Below are 16,345 nucleotides of genomic sequence, written 5' to 3' on the forward strand. Positions count from 1 at the left end.
TGGAGGACACCCGTGACGAGCACGACGCACCACGAGACCGGGACCACGACGGCACCGTGGGTCCTGCACCCCGACCGCGCGCTGCCCGCGGACCCTGCCCTGCGGCGCGTCGCACGGGAGGTGTACGACGCCACGCGCGGCCTGCCGATCGTCTCGATGCACGGGCACGTGGACGCGGCGCTCCTGGCCGACGACGCGGCGTTCGGCGACCCCGCCGCGCTCCTCGTGACCCCGGACCACTACCTCGTGCGCCTGCTCGTCGCGCAGGGCACCTCGCCGCACGGCGCCCGCGGGGTGCGCGGTGTGCAGGACCTCGGTGCGGCGCCCCTCGCGTCGGCGCCCGCGGGCACGGCACCGGCGGAGACCGACCCCCGCACGATCTGGCGGCGGTTCTGCGCCGGGTGGCGGGTCTATCGCGGCACTCCGACGCGCTACTGGCTCGAGCACGTGTTGGTCGAGGTCTTCGAGGCTCCCGTCCGGCCGTCCGCCGCCACGGCGGACGAGCTGTTCGACCATCTCGTCGACCGGCTCTCACGACCGCAGTTCCGCCCTCGGGCGCTGTTCGAGCGGTTCGGCATCGAGACCCTCGCGACCACAGACCCCGCCCAGTCCGCGCTCGCCGACCACGCCCGCCTGGCGGCCGACGGCTGGGGCGAGCGCGTCGTGCCCACCTTTCGGCCCGACCCGCTCCTGCACGTCGACCGGGCCGACTGGGGCGCGCAGGTGGCCGAGCTCGGCTCCGCGGCGAGGACGGACGTCGTCGACTACGGGACGTACCTCGACGCCCTCCGCGAGCGTCGCGCCGCGTTCGTCGCCGCGGGCGCGCGCGCGACCGACCACGGTCATCTCACGGCCGACACGACGCCGATGGACGAGACCGACGCCGCCCGGGTGCTCGACCGCGCCCTGCGCGGGGTCGTGACGGCGCCGGAGGCGCGGGCGTTCGCGGCGCACATGCTCTTCCAGATGGCGGCGATGTCCGCCGAGGACGGCCTGGTGATGCAGCTCCACCCCGGGGTGCTGCGCGACCACTGCGCCGGCGTGGCGCGGGCGTACGGACCCGACCGGGGGTACGACGTCCCGGAGCGCACCGAGTACGTGCGCGCGCTGCGACCGGTCCTCGACGCGTTCGGCCATCACCCGGGGTTCCGCATGATCGCGTTCACGGTCGACGAGACCGCGTACTCCCGCGAGCTCGCGCCTCTCGCCGGCGTGTACCCCGCGCTGCGTCTCGGGGCCCCCTGGTGGTTCCTCGACAGCCCCGACGGCATGCGCCGGTTCCGTGAGGCCGTCACCGACACCGCCGGCTTCTACAACACGAGCGGGTTCGTCGACGACACCCGGGCGTTCTGCTCCGTCCCGGCGCGCCACGATCTGGCGCGCCGCGTCGACGCCGGGTTCCTCGCGCGCCTCGTCGCCGAGCACCGGCTCGACCTGGACGAGGCGGTCGAGACCGCCGTCGACCTCGCGTACCACCTGCCCCGCGCTTCCTATCCCTCGCCGCGCGGTCCGGTCCGGTAGCGCCGCGATGTCGATCCCGGCGGCCGGGCTTCGTCGTCCTCCCGTACGGCCGCACGGGCCGTACGGGAGGAGGAGGCACGATGACGACGTTCCTGGAGACGATCCTCGCGGCGGACCGCGAGCACCCGCCGGACCATGCGCGGTACCGTGACGGGCGACGCAGCGCCGGGGACGGGACGTCCGCCGCCGACGGGGCGTCCTCCGGGCCGACGGTGCTCCGTCGGCCCGCGGCGACGAGGGCGGAGGACCTCTGATGCGCTACCTCATGCTCGTGCTCGGCACCCCGGACGACCCGGGGCTGCCGCCCGAGGAGGCCGAGGCCGCGGCCCCGATCGGGGAGTGGGTCGGGCGGCACTACGGCAGCGGCGCCGCGGTGGTCGGCGACAGGCTGCGCCCCCCGGAGGACGCCGTGGGCGTGCGGGTCCGGGGCGGCAAGGTGCTCGTCACGGACGGGCCGTTCTCCGAGACGAAGGAGTCGATCGCGGGCTTCGACGTCCTCGAGGCACCCGACCTGGACACCGCGATCGCCATCGCGTCCGAGCACCCCATGGCGTACGGCGGCGCGATCGAGCTGCACCCCGCGTGGCCGCTGGACCTCGACGGGTCCTGACCTGCCGACCGCGACGGACCCCGTCGAGGACGCGTTCCGCACCGAGTGGGGACGCGTCCTCGGCGCCGTCGCGCGCAGCACGGGCGACCTCGACCTCGCCGAGGAGTCCGCACAGGAGGCGTTCGCCGCGGCGCTGCGGACGTGGGGCCGCGACGGCGTGCCCGAGCGTCCCGGCGCCTGGCTGACGACGACCGCGCGCCGCCACGCGATCGACGTCCTGCGCCGTCGTCGGGTCGAGGCGGAGCGGGTCGCGGCTGCGGGCCGCCTGGGCGAGCGCGTCGACCCGGGTCCCCGGGGCGGGGGCCGAGCCGCGGACCCCGTGCTCGACCACGTCGCGCGCGGCCTCGACGACGACGCCTGGGACGCCGACGACCCGGACGGCGACCTCGTCCGCCTGCTCTTCACGTGCTGCCACCCGGCGCTGCCCGCCGAGGCGCGGGTCGCGCTCACCATCCGGTCGCTGACCGGCATGACGACCGCCCAGGTCGCGCGCGCCTTCCTCGTCCCCGAGGCGACGATGGCGCAGCGCCTGGTCCGGGCCAAGCGCCGTATCCGCGCCACCGGCATGACCTTCCGCGTGCCGCCGGCCGCGCTGCGGGCCGAGCGCGTCGAGGGCGTCCTCGCGGTGCTGTACGTCCTGTTCACCGAGGGGTACGACGCCTGGGCGGAGCCCGCCGACGCCGTCGAGGGCTCGGCCGAGCGGCGCGCGCTCGCCGACGTCGCCGTCCGGCTCGCGCGGCTCACCGCTCGCCTGCTCGACGACGAGCCCGAGGCCCGCGGGCTGTCCGCCCTGCTGCTGCTCCAGCACGCGCGCCGCGACGAGCGCGTGGGCCCCGACGGCGTCACGCGGACCCTGGCCGAGCAGGACCGCGCGCGCTGGCGGCACGACGAGATCGCCGAGGGGCTGGCCGCGCTGGACGCGGCGCTCGCCGTCGGGCGGCCCGGGCCGTACCAGGTGCAGGCCGCCGTCGCGGCGCTCCACGACGAGGCGACCGACGCGGCCGCGACCGACTGGTCGCAGATCCTCGGTCTCTACGACGTGCTGCTCGACCTCACCGGCTCGCCCGTCGTCGCGCTCAACCGCGCGGTCGCGGTCGCGGAGGTGCACGGCGCGGACGCGGGGCTTGCCGCTGTCGACGCCTTCGCGGACGAGCAGGCGCTCGCGGGCTACCACCTGCTGCCCGCCGTCCGCGCCGAGCTGCTCGTGCGGGCCGGGCGCCCCGCGGACGCTGCCGTCGACCTGCGCCGCGCCCTCACGCTCGTGGACCGCGAGGGCGACCGCCGCCTCCTGGAGCGCCGCCTGGCCGACCTGCCCCGCGCGAGACCGGCCTAGCCGCCGCGAGACCCGTCGCGGGACGCGCGCGCGACGGTCCGCTCAGAGGCCCGTCTCGGCGTAGAAGCCCTCGATGTGGGCGCGCACCGCGCGGGCCGCGCGCTCGCCGTCGCCGCCCGCGACGGCGCCGAGCACCGCGCGGTGCTCGGCGCGCAGGCGCGCCGCGGTCCGCTCCCACGACGGGAGCGCGGCGCTGCCCGCGGCGACGTACGACTCGATCGCGCCGCGCAGCCCGGTCATGACGGCCTCGACGAGCGCGTTGCCCGCGAGCCGCACGAGCAGCACGTGGAACGTCGCGTCGAGCTCGCGGAAGTCGGCCGCGGGCAGCGTCGGGTCGTCCATGCGGTCGAGCAGCTCTCCGGCCTCCGGGAGCGTCGCCGCGGCCTCGTCGTCTCCCGCGCCGACCCGCTCCCCTGCGGCCCGGACCGCCCACGTCTCGAGCAGCACGCGCGTCTCGACGACGTCGCGCACCGCGAGCGTCCCGGACGCGACGTGCAGGCGCACGGCCGCGCCCAGCCCGGCGGCGGGCCGGTCGACGACGGTGGCGCCGGCGTCGGGCCCGGAGCCCACGGCGGTGCGCACGATGCCCATGGCCTCGAGCACGCGGAGCGCCTCGCGCACCGAGGGCCGCGAGACGCCGAGCTCCTCCGCGAGCGCGCGCTCGGCGGGGAGGCGCTCACCGAGCGCCCAGCGGCCCGCGGCGAGGTCCGCCTCGATGCGGGCGAGGACGCGTTCGTGGGTGCGCACCCGCTCAGGGTAGGCGACCCCGGCACGCTGTGGTCAGACCACGCCGCCCTCGTGGTCTACAGTGGACGGCCTGTGGTCAGACCACAGCCGCGGCGCCTCACCGCGGCGGTCTCGGCAGGCGGCACCGACGCGGCCCGGCGAGACTGGACCCGACTCGCCTCCCCCGGAGCCCTGATGCGCATAGCCCTCACCGCGACCTGCATCGGCGACGTGATGTTCCCCCAGGCACCGCGCGCCACCGCCCTCCTCCTCGAGCGCCTCGGCCACGAGGTGTTCTTCCCCGAGCGCCAGGCCTGCTGCGGCCAGATGCACGTCAACACGGGGTACCTCGACGAGGCGGTCCCCGTGGTGCGCAACCACGTCGAGGCGTTCTCCCCCGTGCTCGACGGCGAGTGGGACGCGATCGTCGTCCCGTCCGGGTCGTGCACCGGGTCCGTGCGCCACCAGCAGGGCATGGTCTGCCGGCGCGCCGGACTCGACGACCTCGCGCGCACCGCCGACGCGGTCGCCGCGAAGACGTACGAGCTGTCCGAGCTGCTCGTCGACGTGCTCGGCGTGACCGACGTCGGCGCCTACTTCCCCCACCGGGTCACCTACCACCCGACGTGCCACTCGCTGCGCATGCTCCACGTCGGCGACAAGCCGCTGCGCCTCCTGCGCGCGGTCGAGGGCATCGACCTCGTCGAGCTGCCCGCGGCGGAGGAGTGCTGCGGGTTCGGCGGCACGTTCGCGCTGAAGAACGCGGAGACCTCGACGGCGATGCTCGCCGACAAGATGACGCACGTGAAGTCGACGGGCGCCGAGGTCCTCACCGCGGGCGACGCGTCGTGCCTCATGCACATCGGCGGCGGCCTGTCGCGCATCCGCGCGGGCGTCCGCACGCTGCACCTCGCCGAGATCCTCGCGTCCACCAAGGACACGCCCGCCCCCGCCGGGGTCGGCCCGACGACGCGCGGGGGTGCCCGGTGAGCCGCACGTTCCTCGGCCTGCCCGTCCGGCGCGGCGCGCGCACCCTGCCCGACGACGTCGCGCGCCCGGGCGGGCACGGCACCTCGGCAGGTGCGGGGGCGGCGTCGGACGCGTTCGGCGACGTGCCGCACCCGGACGCCCCGCTGCGCTGGGGCGGGTCGTTCCCCGACGCGGCGCGCGAGGCGCTCCAGAACACGCAGCTGCGGCGCAACCTCGCGCACGCGACGTCGACCATCCGCGCCAAGCGCGCCGCCGTCGTCGGCGAGGTGCCGGACTGGGAGGCGCTGCGCGACGCGGGCTCCGCGATCAAGACCGACGTCATGGCGCGCCTGCCCGAGCTCCTCGAGGAGCTGGAGCGCAACGTCGTGGCGCGCGGCGGCGTCGTGCACTGGGCGCGCGACGCGGACGAGGCCAACCGGATCGTCGCGGACCTCGTCAAGGCGAAGGGGGTCGACGAGGTCGTCAAGGTGAAGTCCATGGCGACGCAGGAGACCGGGCTCAACGAGGCGCTCGCCGCCGAGGGGATCGCGGCGTACGAGACGGACCTCGCGGAGCTCATCGTGCAGCTCGCCGACGACATGCCGTCGCACATCCTCGTGCCCGCGATCCACCGCAACCGGGCGGAGATCCGCGAGATCTTCCTCGCCCGCATGGGCGACGCCCCGCCGGACCTGTCGGACGTCCCGCGCGAGCTCGCGATGGCCGCGCGCGCCCACCTGCGCCGCAAGTTCCTCTCGGCGAAGGTCGCGATCAGCGGCGCGAACTTCGGCGTCGCGGACACGGGGACGCTGACCGTCGTCGAGTCCGAGGGCAACGGCCGCATGTGCCTCACGCTCCCCGAGACCCTCATCACGGTCATGGGGATCGAGAAGGTCGTGCCCACGTACACCGACCTGGAGGTGTTCCTCCAGCTCCTGCCGCGGTCGTCCACGGGCGAGCGCATGAACCCCTACACGTCCCTGTGGACGGGCGTCACGCCCGGCGACGGCCCGCAGGAGTTCCACCTCGTGCTGCTCGACAACGGGCGGACCGACGTCCTCGCCGACGAGGTCGGGCGGGCCGCGCTGCACTGCATCCGCTGCTCCGCGTGCCTCAACGTGTGCCCGGTGTACGAGCGGGTGGGCGGCCACGCGTACGGGTCGGTGTACCCCGGCCCGATCGGCGCGATCCTCACGCCGCAGCTCACGAAGTCCTCCGGCGGCCTCTCCGGCCACCACGACCCCAACGCGTCGCTCCCCTACGCCTCGACGCTGTGCGGCGCGTGCTACGAGGTGTGCCCCGTGAAGATCGACATCCCGTCGATCCTCGTCGAGCTCCGGGCGCGCGAGGTCGACGCCGACCGCGGCCGCCCCACCGGGTGGGGCGCAGCGATGAAGGCGGCCTCGTTCGTCATGTCCGACGCGCGCCGGTTCGAGCTCGCGGAGAAGGCGGCGGGGGTCGGGCGCCTGGTCGCCGGTCCGAAGGGCCGGATCTCGACCCTCCCCCCGCCCGCGTCCGCGTGGACCCGCTCGCGCGACCTCCCGGCGCCCGCGAAGCAGACCTTCCGCGACTGGTGGCGCGACCGCCCGGCCGACGAGCCCCGCACCGAGGGAGGTGAGGACCGGTGAGCGCGCGCGACGACGTCCTCGCCCGCGTGCGCACCGCGCTCGGCCGGTCGACGGCGGCGGGCGGCCCCGCGGCGTCGGGCAGCGTGCCGCGCGCCTATCGCGAGCACGGCGAGCTCGCCCCGGGCTCGCCCGAGGTCGTGGACGTGCTCGTCGACCGGCTCGTCGACTACCGGGCGCACGTGCACCGCGCCGAGACGTCGGCGGACGTGGCCACGGTCGTCGGCGACCTGCTCGCCGACGCGACGTCCGTCGTCGTGCCGGCCGGTCTCGACGAGGCGTGGCTCGCGGGCCTGGGCGCCGGGACCGCCGTCGTGCGGGACGCGCGCGACGACCCGCGCACGCCCGACGAGCTCGACCGCACGGACGCCGTCGTCACGGCGGCGCGCGTCGCGGTGGGCGACACCGGGACGATCGTGCTCGACGGCGAGCCCGACCAGGGCCGCCGGGCGATCACGCTCGTCCCCGACCTGCACGTGTGCGTCGTGCGCACGGACCAGGTGGTGCAGACCGTGCCCGAGGCCGTGCGCCTGCTCGCCGCGCACCCCGGGCGCCCGCAGACCTGGATCAGCGGCCCGAGCGCGACGAGCGACATCGAGCTCTCCCGCGTCGAGGGCGTGCACGGCCCTCGCACCCTCCACGTCGTCCTCGCCCCGCCGAGGTAGAGCCCCGGTCCGCCGAGGTAGAGCCCTGGTCGTGACCAGGGCTCTACCTCGCGCGACCGGGGCTCTACGTCGCGGGGAGTCCTGCCCGACGGCGGTGGCGCACCTCCGCGAGGACCGTCGCCAGGCGGACGGGGAAGTCGTCGGGCGTGCCGGGCGGGAGCGCGTCCACCGGGAACCACGCGACGTCCTCGCTCTCGTCGCTGACGACCGTGCGCGCGTCCGGGTCCGCGAACGCGACGAACCCGACGTCCCAGTGCGTCCGGCAGGTGCCGAACGCCGCGGCGAGGTCGTGCCGGTGCACGTCCACCGGGGCGGACGGCGCGGCACCCGCCCCGACCACGGACTCCGCACCCGGCTCGGGGTCCGCGTCGAGCGGGACGCCCGGCTCGGGGTCCGGGTCGAACGGGACGAGGTCCTCGATGCCGCTCTCCTCGCGCGCCTCGCGGTAGGCCGCACCGGCGAGCGTCGTGTCCTCCGGCTCGGTGTGGCCGCCCACCTGGACCCAGAACCGGCCCTTGCGGTGGAAGCACAGCAGCACGCGGTCGAGACCGGGACTGAGCACGAAGCAGCTCGCCGTGAGGTGCTGCGGACCGCCGTCGCGCCGCACCGCCTCGGCGCGCGGGCCGGCGTCGCCGCGGACGAACGCGCGGTACTCCGCCGCGAGCGCCTTCTGGCGGGGATCCACGGGCTCCCAGCGGTCGAGGCGGTCGAGGGCGTCGCGGGCGAGCAGGGCGGCGGGGTCCGGAGGGGTCACCGGGGAAGGCTACGCGCCGCACCCGACGCCCCGCCTCGGGGCTCACGCCGGACGCTGCGACAATGGTGTCCCGTGAGCGACCCTCAGCACGATGTCGACGGCGGCCCCACCGACGCCGCCACCCGGACCGGCCCGGTGCCGACCGGACCCGCCGGGGACCCGGCGCTGTTCGACCTCCCGCCCGGGTCGCGCGAGGTCCCGACGCGGATCGTGCTGCTCACCGGGGCGTCGGGCTCGGGCAAGACGTCGCTCACCCGCCGGCTCGGGCTCCCGGTGGTCGCGCTCGACGACTTCTACCTCGACCACGACCACCCCGACCTGCCGCAGCGGTTCGGCATCGTGGACTGGGACGACCCCCGCTCGTGGGACGCCGAGGGCGCGGTCGCGGCGCTCGTCGACCTCGCGCGCACGGGCCACGCCGACGTGCCGGTCTACGACATCCCGACGTCGCGCCGCACCGGCACGACCCACGTCGACGTCACGGGCTCGCGCGTCGTCCTGGCGGAGGGCATCTTCGCGGCAGAGATCGTCGCGGCCTGCCGCGCGCAGGACGTGCTGGCCGACGCGATCTGCCTCTACCGACCGCGCCTCGTGACGTTCTGGTTCCGCCTGCTGCGCGACCTCGCCGAGATGCGCAAGCCGCCGCTCACCCTGTTCCGGCGCGGGTGGGCGCTGCTGCGCGCCGAGCCCGCGCTCGTGCGGCACTGGGAGTCGCTCGGCTGCCGCGCGCTCACGCCCGCGCAGGCCGAGAAGGAGATCCGCGCACTGCTGCGGCCCACCTCGGCGTAGGCGTCACCCCGGCGGGGCGGCAACCTCGATCGTCGCGACCGACGGTCCGCCGCACTCCGAGTCGGCACCGTCCGCGCTCTCCCACGTCGGGTCGATCTCGCGCTCGACGACGACGTCGCCCGAGGCGACCTCGACGACACGGACGACGACCGTGCCGACCGGACCGTTCAGCGCGGACCCGGTCCACTCGCCGACGGACGGCGCGTCCTGCGCCTCTCCGCTCGGCTCGGGCGAGGTCTCGACGGCCTGGGGCGGGACCGGGTCGACCGGATCGACCGGGATCGTCGTGGGGGCCGGCTCCGGGCCGGGCCGGAGCGTACCGTCGCGCACGAGCGCGCAGGGGTCGGCGCCGACGCAGGCCACCGTGACACCGTACGCGTCGCGGTCCGGCCAGGAGTCGTCGAGCCGGACCTCCAGGCGAGCCGAGTACCCGACCGCCGGGCACGCGGTGACCAGACCTCCCGGACCGCTGCACGCCGGGAGCACGGCGACGAGCAGCGCACCGGCCAGGCCGTGCGCGCGCCGTCGCGCTCGTGCGGTGCTCACCGACGTCCCCTCTCGCGGCCCGCCCGCCCGTCGGGCCCTCGTCCACTCTGTGTCACGGACGGCCCGCGCCTTGCACCACGGCGCACATCCCCCCTCGACGAGCCTGCCGAGACGTGAGAAGGGGCCCCTGACCCGCGCGTCGCGGGGGCCACTTCTCACGTCTCAGCGGGGAGCGTCCCGACGACGATCGTCGCGCCGATGTCGTCGTCCCGGACGACGCGCGCGACCAGCCCGGCGCGGCCGAGCACCGCGACGGCGCCCGCTGCCTGACGCTCGCCGGACTCGGTGAGCAGGTGACCGCCGGGGGCGAGCCAGGCGGGCGCCTCGGTCGCGACGCGGCGCAGCACGTCCAGCCCGTCGCCGCCGCCGTCGAGGGCGACGTGCGCCTCGTGGTCGCGCGCCTCGCGCGGCAGCAGCGGGATCTCGCCCGACGGCACGTACGGCACGTTGGCGAGGAGGAGGTCGACCCGCCCGCGCAGACCGGCGGGCAGAGGGTCGAAGAGGTCGCCCTCGTACGCGGTCCCGCCGACGGCCGCGACGTTGCGCGCCGCGCACGCGACGGCGGCCGGGTCCACGTCGCTCGCGTGCAGCGCGACGGTCTCGTCGCCGCCGAGGCTCACCGCGGTCGCGAGCCCCAGCGCCCCGGCGCCGCAGCACAGGTCGACGACGACCGTCCGGCCGTCTGAGCCGCCCTCGGGGCGACCGCCGGGGCCGCTGCCCGGGCCGCCGTCGGGCAGCCGGGCCGGTCGCCCGGCCCGCCGCGCGAGCGCGACCGCCTCGTCGACGAGCAGCGTGGTGCGCTGGCGCGGCACGAACACCCCGGGGTCGACGGCGACCCGCAGCCCGTGGAAGTCGACGTACCCGAGGACGTGCTCGAGCGGCTCGCCCGAGACCCGGCGCGCGACGAGCGCCTCGAGGTGCGCGGCGTCGTCGGCCCGCTCGGCGAGGAGCGCGGCCTCGTCCTCCGCGAAGACGCACCCGGCGGCACGCAGGCGGGCGGTGAGGTCGTCGAGCCGGCTCTGGTCCACGCTCCGGACGGTACTCCGGGTATCGCCGCCCGGGGACCGCCGACCGATCCCGGCGACCGATCCCGGCGACGCTGACCGTCAGTCGCGCAGGAGCGGGAGGAGCCGGGTGCCCTGGCGCTCGATCTCGCGCAGGTACGGGGTGTCGGACAGGACGAAGTGCGTCACGCCGAGGTCCTGGTAGCGCCGCAGCGACTTCGCGACGTCGCCCGCCGAGCCGACGAGCCACGTCGTGCCCGCTCCCCCGCCGCCGAACCGGCCCGGGGCGGTCCACAGGTTGTCGTCGAGCACCTCGCCCCGCTCGGCCAGGTCGAGCAGGCGCTGCTGCCCGACGGCGGTGCTCCGCCCCCGGTCGCGGGCCGACCACGCCTCGCGCTCCGGCGACCGGGCCGCGAGCTGCGCGACCTTCGCCTCGGCGTCGGCCCACGCCTCCTCCGTCGTGTCCCGCACGAACGTCGTGACGCGCAGCCCGAACTCGAGCGGTGCGTGCTCACGGCCGAGCTCGGCGCTCAGCCGCCTCAGCCGGTCGATGCGCTCCGCGATCCCGTCGAGCGGCTCGCCCCAGAAGAGCTGTACGTCGGCCTCGGTCGCCGCGACGCGCTCCGCCGCCTCCGAGGCGCCGCCGAAGTAGATCCGCGGGTGGGCGCGGTCGCCGCGGACGACGGGCCGCGGCCCCAGCGACGAGCGCGTCACCGAGAAGTGCTCGCCCGCGTACGTGACCTCCTCCTGCGTCCACAGCCTGCGGACGATCTGCAGGAACTCGCGCGTGCGGGCGTAGCGGTGCGCCGGGTCGGCCTCGCCGTCGCCGTACGCCTCCTGCCCGTCGGTGCCGGACACGACGTTGACGCGCAGCCGGCCGCCGCTGAGGTGGTCGAGGGTCGCGGCGGCGGACGCGAAGTGGGCCGGCCGCCAGAACCCGGGCCGGATCGCGACGAGCGGCTCGAACGTCGTGGTGCGGGCGGCGAGCGCCGTCGCGACCGTGAACGTGTCGGGACGCCCCCAGCTCGTCCCGAGCAGCGCGCCCGCGAACCCGTGGCGTTCCAGGGCGTGCGCGTGGCTCGTCAGGGTGTCGAGGCTGTTGTGGTCCTCGGTGGTGTCGTCGCCGCGGTGCCCCGGCCGCACCTGGTTCGGGATGTACCAGAGGTGCTCCGCGCTCATGCGAAGGCCCCCTCGACGACTCGTGCCCCGCCGTCGGACGACGTCCCGGCGGGGGCCGCGTCCGTGTAGCGGTTGGCGGGCCGTTCGAGCCCGTAGTGCTCGCGCAGCGTCCGGCCCTCGTACTCGGTGCGGAACAGGCCGCGCTCGCGCAGCACGGGCAGCACGTGCTCGACGAACTGCTCGAGCCCCGACGGCAGCACCGCAGGCATGATGTTGAACCCGTCGGCGGCCTCGGCGTCGTACCAGTCCTGGATCGCGTCGGCGACCTGCTCGGGCGTGCCGGCGAACGTGCGGTGGCCCCGCCCGCCGCCGAGGCGCCCGATGAGCTGGCGCACCGTGAGCCGCTCGCGGCGCGCGAGCTCGACGATCAGCGTGTACCGGCTCTTGGCCCCCTCGATCTCGTCCTCGGTGGGCAGGCCGTCGGGAAGCTCGCGGTCGAGCGGCAGGTCCTCGGGCGCGAGGCGCAGCGTCTTCGCGAGCTGGGCGCGCGCGTACTCGGGGACGATGAGCTCGTCGAGCTCGCGCTCCCGCGCGAGCGCCTCCGCCTCCGTGGACCCGATGACGGGGACGATGCCGGGCAGGATCTTCACCGTGTCCGGGTCCCGCCCGACCGCGACCGCCCGGGCCTTGAGGTCGGAGTAGAACGCCTGGGCGTCGGCGAGCGTCTGGTGCGCGGTGAACACCGCCTCGGCGTAGCGCGCGGCGAGGTCCTTGCCGTCCTCGGACGACCCGGCCTGCACGATGAGCGGGCGCGCCTGCGGCGAGCGCGGCGTCGTGAGCGCGCCGTGCACGGAGAAGTGGGTGCCGACGTGCGCGGGCCCGTGGATCTTGGCCGGGTCCGCCCAGACGCCCGCGGCCTTGTCGGCGAGCACCGCGTCGTCCTCCCACGAGTCCCAGAGCCGGAACGCGACGTCGAGGAACTCGGCCGCGCGCTCGTACCGCACGGCGTGCGCCGGCTGGTCGTCGAGGCCGAAGTTCCGCGCGATCTCCGGCCCGGCCGTCGTGACGACGTTCCACCCGGCGCGGCCGCCCGAGACGTGGTCGATCGACGCGAAGCGCCGCGCGAGGTTGTAGGGCGAGTTGTACGTCGTCGACGCCGTCGCGATGAGGCCGATGCGCTCGGTCAAGGTCGCGATCGCCGTCAGGACGATGAGCGGGTCGAGCGAGCCCGCCGGGCGGCGCCCGACGTCGGACCGCAGCCCGGGGCCGTCCGCGAAGAAGATCGAGTCGAGCTTCCCCGCCTCCGCGACCTGCGCGAGGCGCTGCAGGTGCGCGATGTTCGTCGAGGTCCACGACGGGTCGCTCTCGGGCAGGCGCCACGACGCCTCGTGGTGGCCCGTGCTCATGAGGAACGCGTTGAGGTGCAGGCGTCCGGGGCGGTGGCCCGAGGAGGCGTGGCGGGTCATGCGGCGGTGTCCTTCCGGTCGGGGGTGGTCGGGGCGTCGCGGACGACGCCGAGCGCGTCGAGCAGCTCGGTGCGGAGCCGGGCGAAGCGGGGGTCGGCGGGGTCGCGGGCCTCGGTGGGGCCGTAGCTCCGGTCGACGCGGCGCTCGGCCGCGATCCGCCCCTCGTCGAGCACGACGACGCGGTCCGCGAGCACGATCGCCTCGTCCACGTCGTGCGTGACGAGCAGGACCGCGGGGCGGTGCCGCGCGCACAGGTCGCGCAGCAGGGCGTGCATCCGGATGCGCGTCAGGGCGTCGAGCGCGCCGAACGGCTCGTCGGCGAGCAGGAGCCGCGGCGAGCGCACGAGCGAACGGGCGAGCGACACGCGCTGCTGCTCGCCGCCCGAGAGCTCGTTCGGCCACGCGCGCTCGCGCCCGGCCAGGCCGACCTCCGCGAGGCTCGCGCGGCCGGCGTCCCGCGCGGCGCTCCGCCCGCGCGCCCCGGCGTCGAGACCGAGCACCACGTTGTCCAGCACGCGCGCCCACGGGAGGAGCCGCGAGTCCTGGAAGACGACGGACACCTGGTCCGGCACGACGACCTCGCCCGAGCCCGCGACCCCGTGGTCGAGCGCGGCGAGCGCGCGCAGGAGCGTGCTCTTGCCCGAGCCGGACCGGCCCAGGATCGCGACGAACTCGCCGTCGTCCACGGTGAGGTCGAGGTGGTCAAGGATGCGCTGCTCCCCGTACGACCGGACGAGCGAGCGGACCCGCACGGCCGCGCCCGGCGCCGTCGGGCGGGCCTCCTGCGCGGTCAGTCCTCCAGCGTGCGCCGCCACGAGAGCACCCTCCTCTGCAGGAGGCGGACGGCGAGGTCCGCGGAGTAGCCCAGCACGCCGTAGACCACGAGGCCGACGAGGATGATCTCCGTCTGCCCGTACGTCCGGGCGAGCTCCATCATGTAGCCGATCCCGGCCGTCGCGTTGACCTGCTCGACGACGACGAGCGCGAGCATCGACCCCGTGACCGCGAACCGCAGGCCGAGGAAGAAACCGGGCAGCGCGCCCGGCAGGATGACGCGGCGCACGAACTGCCACCGCGAGAGCTGCACCGTCTCGGCGAGCTCGACGTAGCGGCTGTCGATCGCGCGCAGGCCGTTGTGCGTGTGCAGGTAGATGGGGATGAAGACGCCGAGCGCGATGGTGATGACCTTCATCTCCTCGCCGATGCCGAACCACAGGATGAGCAGCGGCAGGAGCGCGAGGTTGGGGATGGCGCGCTTGACCTGGATCGGGCCGTCGAGCACGGCGTCGCCGACCCGGCTCAGCCCAGCGGCCAGCGCGAGCACGACGCCCGCGACGATGCCGGCCGCGAGCCCGAGCGCGGCGCGCGTCAGGGAGACGCCGAGGTGCGCCCCGAGCTTGCCGTTCGCGACGAGCTCCGCGCCCGTCGAGACGACCGTCCACGGCGCGGACAGCACGCGCGGGTCGACGAGCCCCGTCGCGGACCCCACCGACCAGACGACCGCGAGGAGCGTGACCCCGACGAGCGCCGCGAGCGGGACCGGCCGGCCGAGCCCGAGGCGCGTGCCGCGCGGTCGCACGTCCACGAGGGTCGACGGCCCGGCGTCGTCCCGCGGGACCGCGACGTCGACCCGCTCGACGACCGCGGCGCTCACTGCGCGCCCCCGTCCCGCGCGGCGGCGGCCGCCTCGCCCGCGACCGGGCCGAAGCGCACGTCGAACAGGTCCGCCGCGTCGAGCGGCTGCTCGTCGAGCTCCGCCGCGAGCAGGTCGACCGTCGCCTGCGTGCGCTCGATGCCCTCCGTGAGGTCGGACGGGACGTCCGGGACCGGCGCGTGGTCGACGAGATACTGCGCGTCCTCCTCGCTCAGCCCCTGGTCCTCGATGTAGTAGCCCTGCTTCCACTCCTCGGGGTGCTCCGCGACCCAGATCTTCGCGGCCGCCCACGCGGCGACGTACTCCCGCAGCGCCGCCGCCCTGGCCGGGTCGCGCACGACCTCGGTCGGGCCGTAGAGGTGCGACGCGTCGTCGCGCAGGTGGTGCTGGACCGACGTCGCGCCGTCGGCCTCGTACGTCGCGAGGTACCGGAAGAGCTGCGTGCCGCCGAGCGGCGCGACGTCGACCTCGCCCGCCGCGAGGGCCGTCGAGTAGACGTCGCCCGTGCTCGGGAGCTCGACGAGCTCGACGTCGTCCTGCGTGAGCCCGGCCTCCTCCAGCGCCTTGAGGACGATCGCGCCCTGCGCCTGGCCCGGGCTGAACGCGATGCGGTGACCGCGGAAGTCCTCGAGGGAGTCGAGCTCGACCCCCGGCGCCCCCGCGAACTCGTAGACCGGCGCGTCCTCCCAGTTCTCCCGGTAGACGGACGCGTAGACCTGCACGTCCAGGCCCGTCCACGTCGCGTGGATCGGCGGGATCTCCGCGACGGCGCCGACGTCGAGCGACCCGGCCCGGAACGCCTCCGTCGTCGCCGGGCCGCCCGAGATGTTGGCCCACTCGATCTCGAACGAGAAGTCGCTGTCCAGGTCGTCGCCCGCGAGCTCGAACGCCTTCTGCGTCGTCGGGTCGCCGACCCGCAGGACGGTGCCCTCCGGCACCTCGGTGGGCAGCTCGGCGTCCGGGGCGAGCGTGCCGCCGTCGGCCGGGTCACCTCCCCCGGACGCCTCGGCGGTGCTGCACGCACCGGCGGCGAGGAGCGCGACGAGACCGAGCGCGACGGCCGTCGCCCTCCGGCGGCCGGGTGGTGCGGACGGACGGAGCGGGGAAGCAGGCATGACGGGTCCTCTCAGGGAGAGCGCACGGGGACGCACGAGGGCGCGCGGGTGCCGTGCGCGGGAGGGTGGTGGGACGGCCCGACGGCGGCCCGGGGCGGCCATCGGTCAGTGCGTCGGGGTGCTCAGCGGCACGGGGTCGGACGACACGTGGCCCGACGGCGCAGGCGCGCACGCAGGGCGCGACGACGCGCGAGTCCGGGCACGTGCCCGGCGTCGGTGGCGGCGAGGGCGACGAGGCCCCCCGGTGTCGTCGGCATGCGGGCGACTGTGCCAGCGTGCGCAGACCCCGCAAAGGGCCGTCGCCCCCCGTCCCACGACAAGAGCAGACGTAACGCCGTGCAACGGCCCCTCGCCCGCCGACCAGGCGGTCCGTGTCGGCCGAGCAGGCGATGGTGGTGCGTCGGTCGTCCCGGACGCGCCACGACCACCTGCTCGGCGGGCGAGGGGCG

At 76.0% G+C, this 16,345-nt stretch carries 17 protein-coding genes; 8 read left to right on the forward strand and 9 right to left on the reverse strand.

Translation table 11 applies throughout. From position 1 onward, the window contains the following. Positions 1–12: 12 nt before the first annotated feature. From uxaC to RDI86_RS04370, 4 genes are all read left to right on the forward strand, one after another. Positions 13–1,521 (forward strand): glucuronate isomerase, encoded by a 1,509-nt coding sequence (gene uxaC, locus RDI86_RS04355; protein ID WP_308820794.1) that lies wholly within the window; start codon positions 13–15, stop codon positions 1,519–1,521. Between the two features lie 80 nt (positions 1,522–1,601). Further along, complete coding sequence (locus tag RDI86_RS04360) at positions 1,602–1,775, forward strand: hypothetical protein (RefSeq protein WP_308820795.1); 174 nt, start codon at positions 1,602–1,604, stop codon at positions 1,773–1,775. Continuing rightward, positions 1,775–2,131: a YciI family protein gene (locus RDI86_RS04365; RefSeq protein ID WP_009862891.1), complete on the forward strand. Its 357-nt coding sequence runs from the start codon at positions 1,775–1,777 to the stop codon at positions 2,129–2,131. Before RDI86_RS04360 ends, RDI86_RS04365 begins: the two co-directional genes overlap by 1 nt. 1 nt (position 2,132) lies before the next feature. Then, entirely contained in the window at positions 2,133–3,464 is a 1,332-nt protein-coding gene (locus tag RDI86_RS04370; RefSeq protein WP_308820947.1) for a DUF6596 domain-containing protein, read from the forward strand. Positions 3,465–3,506: 42 nt separating this feature from the next. Here the strand turns inward: RDI86_RS04370 and RDI86_RS04375 are convergent, their stop codons facing one another. Next, complete coding sequence (locus RDI86_RS04375) at positions 3,507–4,211, reverse strand: GntR family transcriptional regulator (RefSeq protein WP_308820796.1); 705 nt, start codon at positions 4,209–4,211, stop codon at positions 3,507–3,509. A 174-nt stretch (positions 4,212–4,385) separates the two neighbouring features. On the opposite strand from RDI86_RS04375, the gene RDI86_RS04380 reads away from it, so the two are divergent. From RDI86_RS04380 to RDI86_RS04390, 3 genes are read left to right on the forward strand one after another with little or no spacing between them, the layout of a single operon-like run. Continuing rightward, a complete protein-coding gene (locus tag RDI86_RS04380; RefSeq protein WP_308820797.1) occupies positions 4,386–5,180 on the forward strand; it encodes a (Fe-S)-binding protein in 795 nt (264 codons plus the stop codon). Then, on the forward strand, positions 5,177–6,787 hold the full coding sequence (locus RDI86_RS04385) for a LutB/LldF family L-lactate oxidation iron-sulfur protein (RefSeq protein WP_170963114.1): 1,611 nt from the start codon (positions 5,177–5,179) through the stop codon (positions 6,785–6,787). The genes RDI86_RS04380 and RDI86_RS04385 overlap by 4 nt, the downstream gene beginning before the upstream one ends. After that, positions 6,784–7,449, forward strand: a complete 666-nt coding sequence (locus RDI86_RS04390) for an LUD domain-containing protein (protein WP_061266620.1) — start codon at positions 6,784–6,786, stop codon at positions 7,447–7,449. The genes RDI86_RS04385 and RDI86_RS04390 overlap by 4 nt, the downstream gene beginning before the upstream one ends. Before the next feature lie 64 nt (positions 7,450–7,513). Here RDI86_RS04390 and RDI86_RS04395 read toward each other — a convergent pair whose 3' ends face one another. Next, on the reverse strand, positions 7,514–8,203 hold the full coding sequence (locus tag RDI86_RS04395; protein ID WP_308820798.1) for an NUDIX domain-containing protein: 690 nt from the start codon (positions 8,201–8,203) through the stop codon (positions 7,514–7,516). A gap of 72 nt (positions 8,204–8,275) precedes the next feature. On the opposite strand from RDI86_RS04395, the gene RDI86_RS04400 reads away from it, so the two are divergent. Then, a complete protein-coding gene (locus RDI86_RS04400) occupies positions 8,276–8,992 on the forward strand; it encodes an ATP-binding protein (RefSeq protein WP_308820799.1) in 717 nt (238 codons plus the stop codon). 3 nt (positions 8,993–8,995) lie between these two features. Here the strand turns inward: RDI86_RS04400 and RDI86_RS04405 are convergent, their stop codons facing one another. From RDI86_RS04405 to RDI86_RS04435, 7 genes are all read right to left on the reverse strand, one after another. Further along, complete coding sequence (locus RDI86_RS04405) at positions 8,996–9,538, reverse strand: hypothetical protein (RefSeq protein WP_076403385.1); 543 nt, start codon at positions 9,536–9,538, stop codon at positions 8,996–8,998. A 155-nt stretch (positions 9,539–9,693) separates the two neighbouring features. Continuing rightward, positions 9,694–10,566: a methyltransferase gene (locus RDI86_RS04410; RefSeq protein ID WP_076403386.1), complete on the reverse strand. Its 873-nt coding sequence runs from the start codon at positions 10,564–10,566 to the stop codon at positions 9,694–9,696. Between the two features lie 78 nt (positions 10,567–10,644). After that, on the reverse strand, positions 10,645–11,721 hold the full coding sequence (locus RDI86_RS04415) for an LLM class flavin-dependent oxidoreductase (protein ID WP_308820800.1): 1,077 nt from the start codon (positions 11,719–11,721) through the stop codon (positions 10,645–10,647). After that, the gene (locus RDI86_RS04420; RefSeq protein ID WP_308820801.1) at positions 11,718–13,127 is read right to left on the reverse strand and encodes an LLM class flavin-dependent oxidoreductase; all 1,410 of its coding nucleotides are present in this window, start codon (positions 13,125–13,127) and stop codon (positions 11,718–11,720) included. The genes RDI86_RS04415 and RDI86_RS04420 overlap by 4 nt, the downstream gene beginning before the upstream one ends. Then, a complete protein-coding gene (locus tag RDI86_RS04425) occupies positions 13,124–13,942 on the reverse strand; it encodes an ABC transporter ATP-binding protein (protein WP_061266614.1) in 819 nt (272 codons plus the stop codon). The genes RDI86_RS04420 and RDI86_RS04425 overlap by 4 nt, the downstream gene beginning before the upstream one ends. Further along, a complete protein-coding gene (locus RDI86_RS04430; protein WP_374990514.1) occupies positions 13,918–14,781 on the reverse strand; it encodes an ABC transporter permease in 864 nt (287 codons plus the stop codon). The genes RDI86_RS04425 and RDI86_RS04430 overlap by 25 nt, the downstream gene beginning before the upstream one ends. Beyond that, on the reverse strand, positions 14,778–15,896 hold the full coding sequence (locus tag RDI86_RS04435; protein WP_308820802.1) for an ABC transporter substrate-binding protein: 1,119 nt from the start codon (positions 15,894–15,896) through the stop codon (positions 14,778–14,780). The genes RDI86_RS04430 and RDI86_RS04435 overlap by 4 nt, the downstream gene beginning before the upstream one ends. Between the last annotated feature and the right edge of the window lie 449 nt (positions 15,897–16,345).

The organism is Cellulosimicrobium sp. XJ-DQ-B-000, assembly GCF_031119065.1.
GTDB lineage: Bacteria > Actinomycetota > Actinomycetes > Actinomycetales > Cellulomonadaceae > Cellulosimicrobium > Cellulosimicrobium funkei.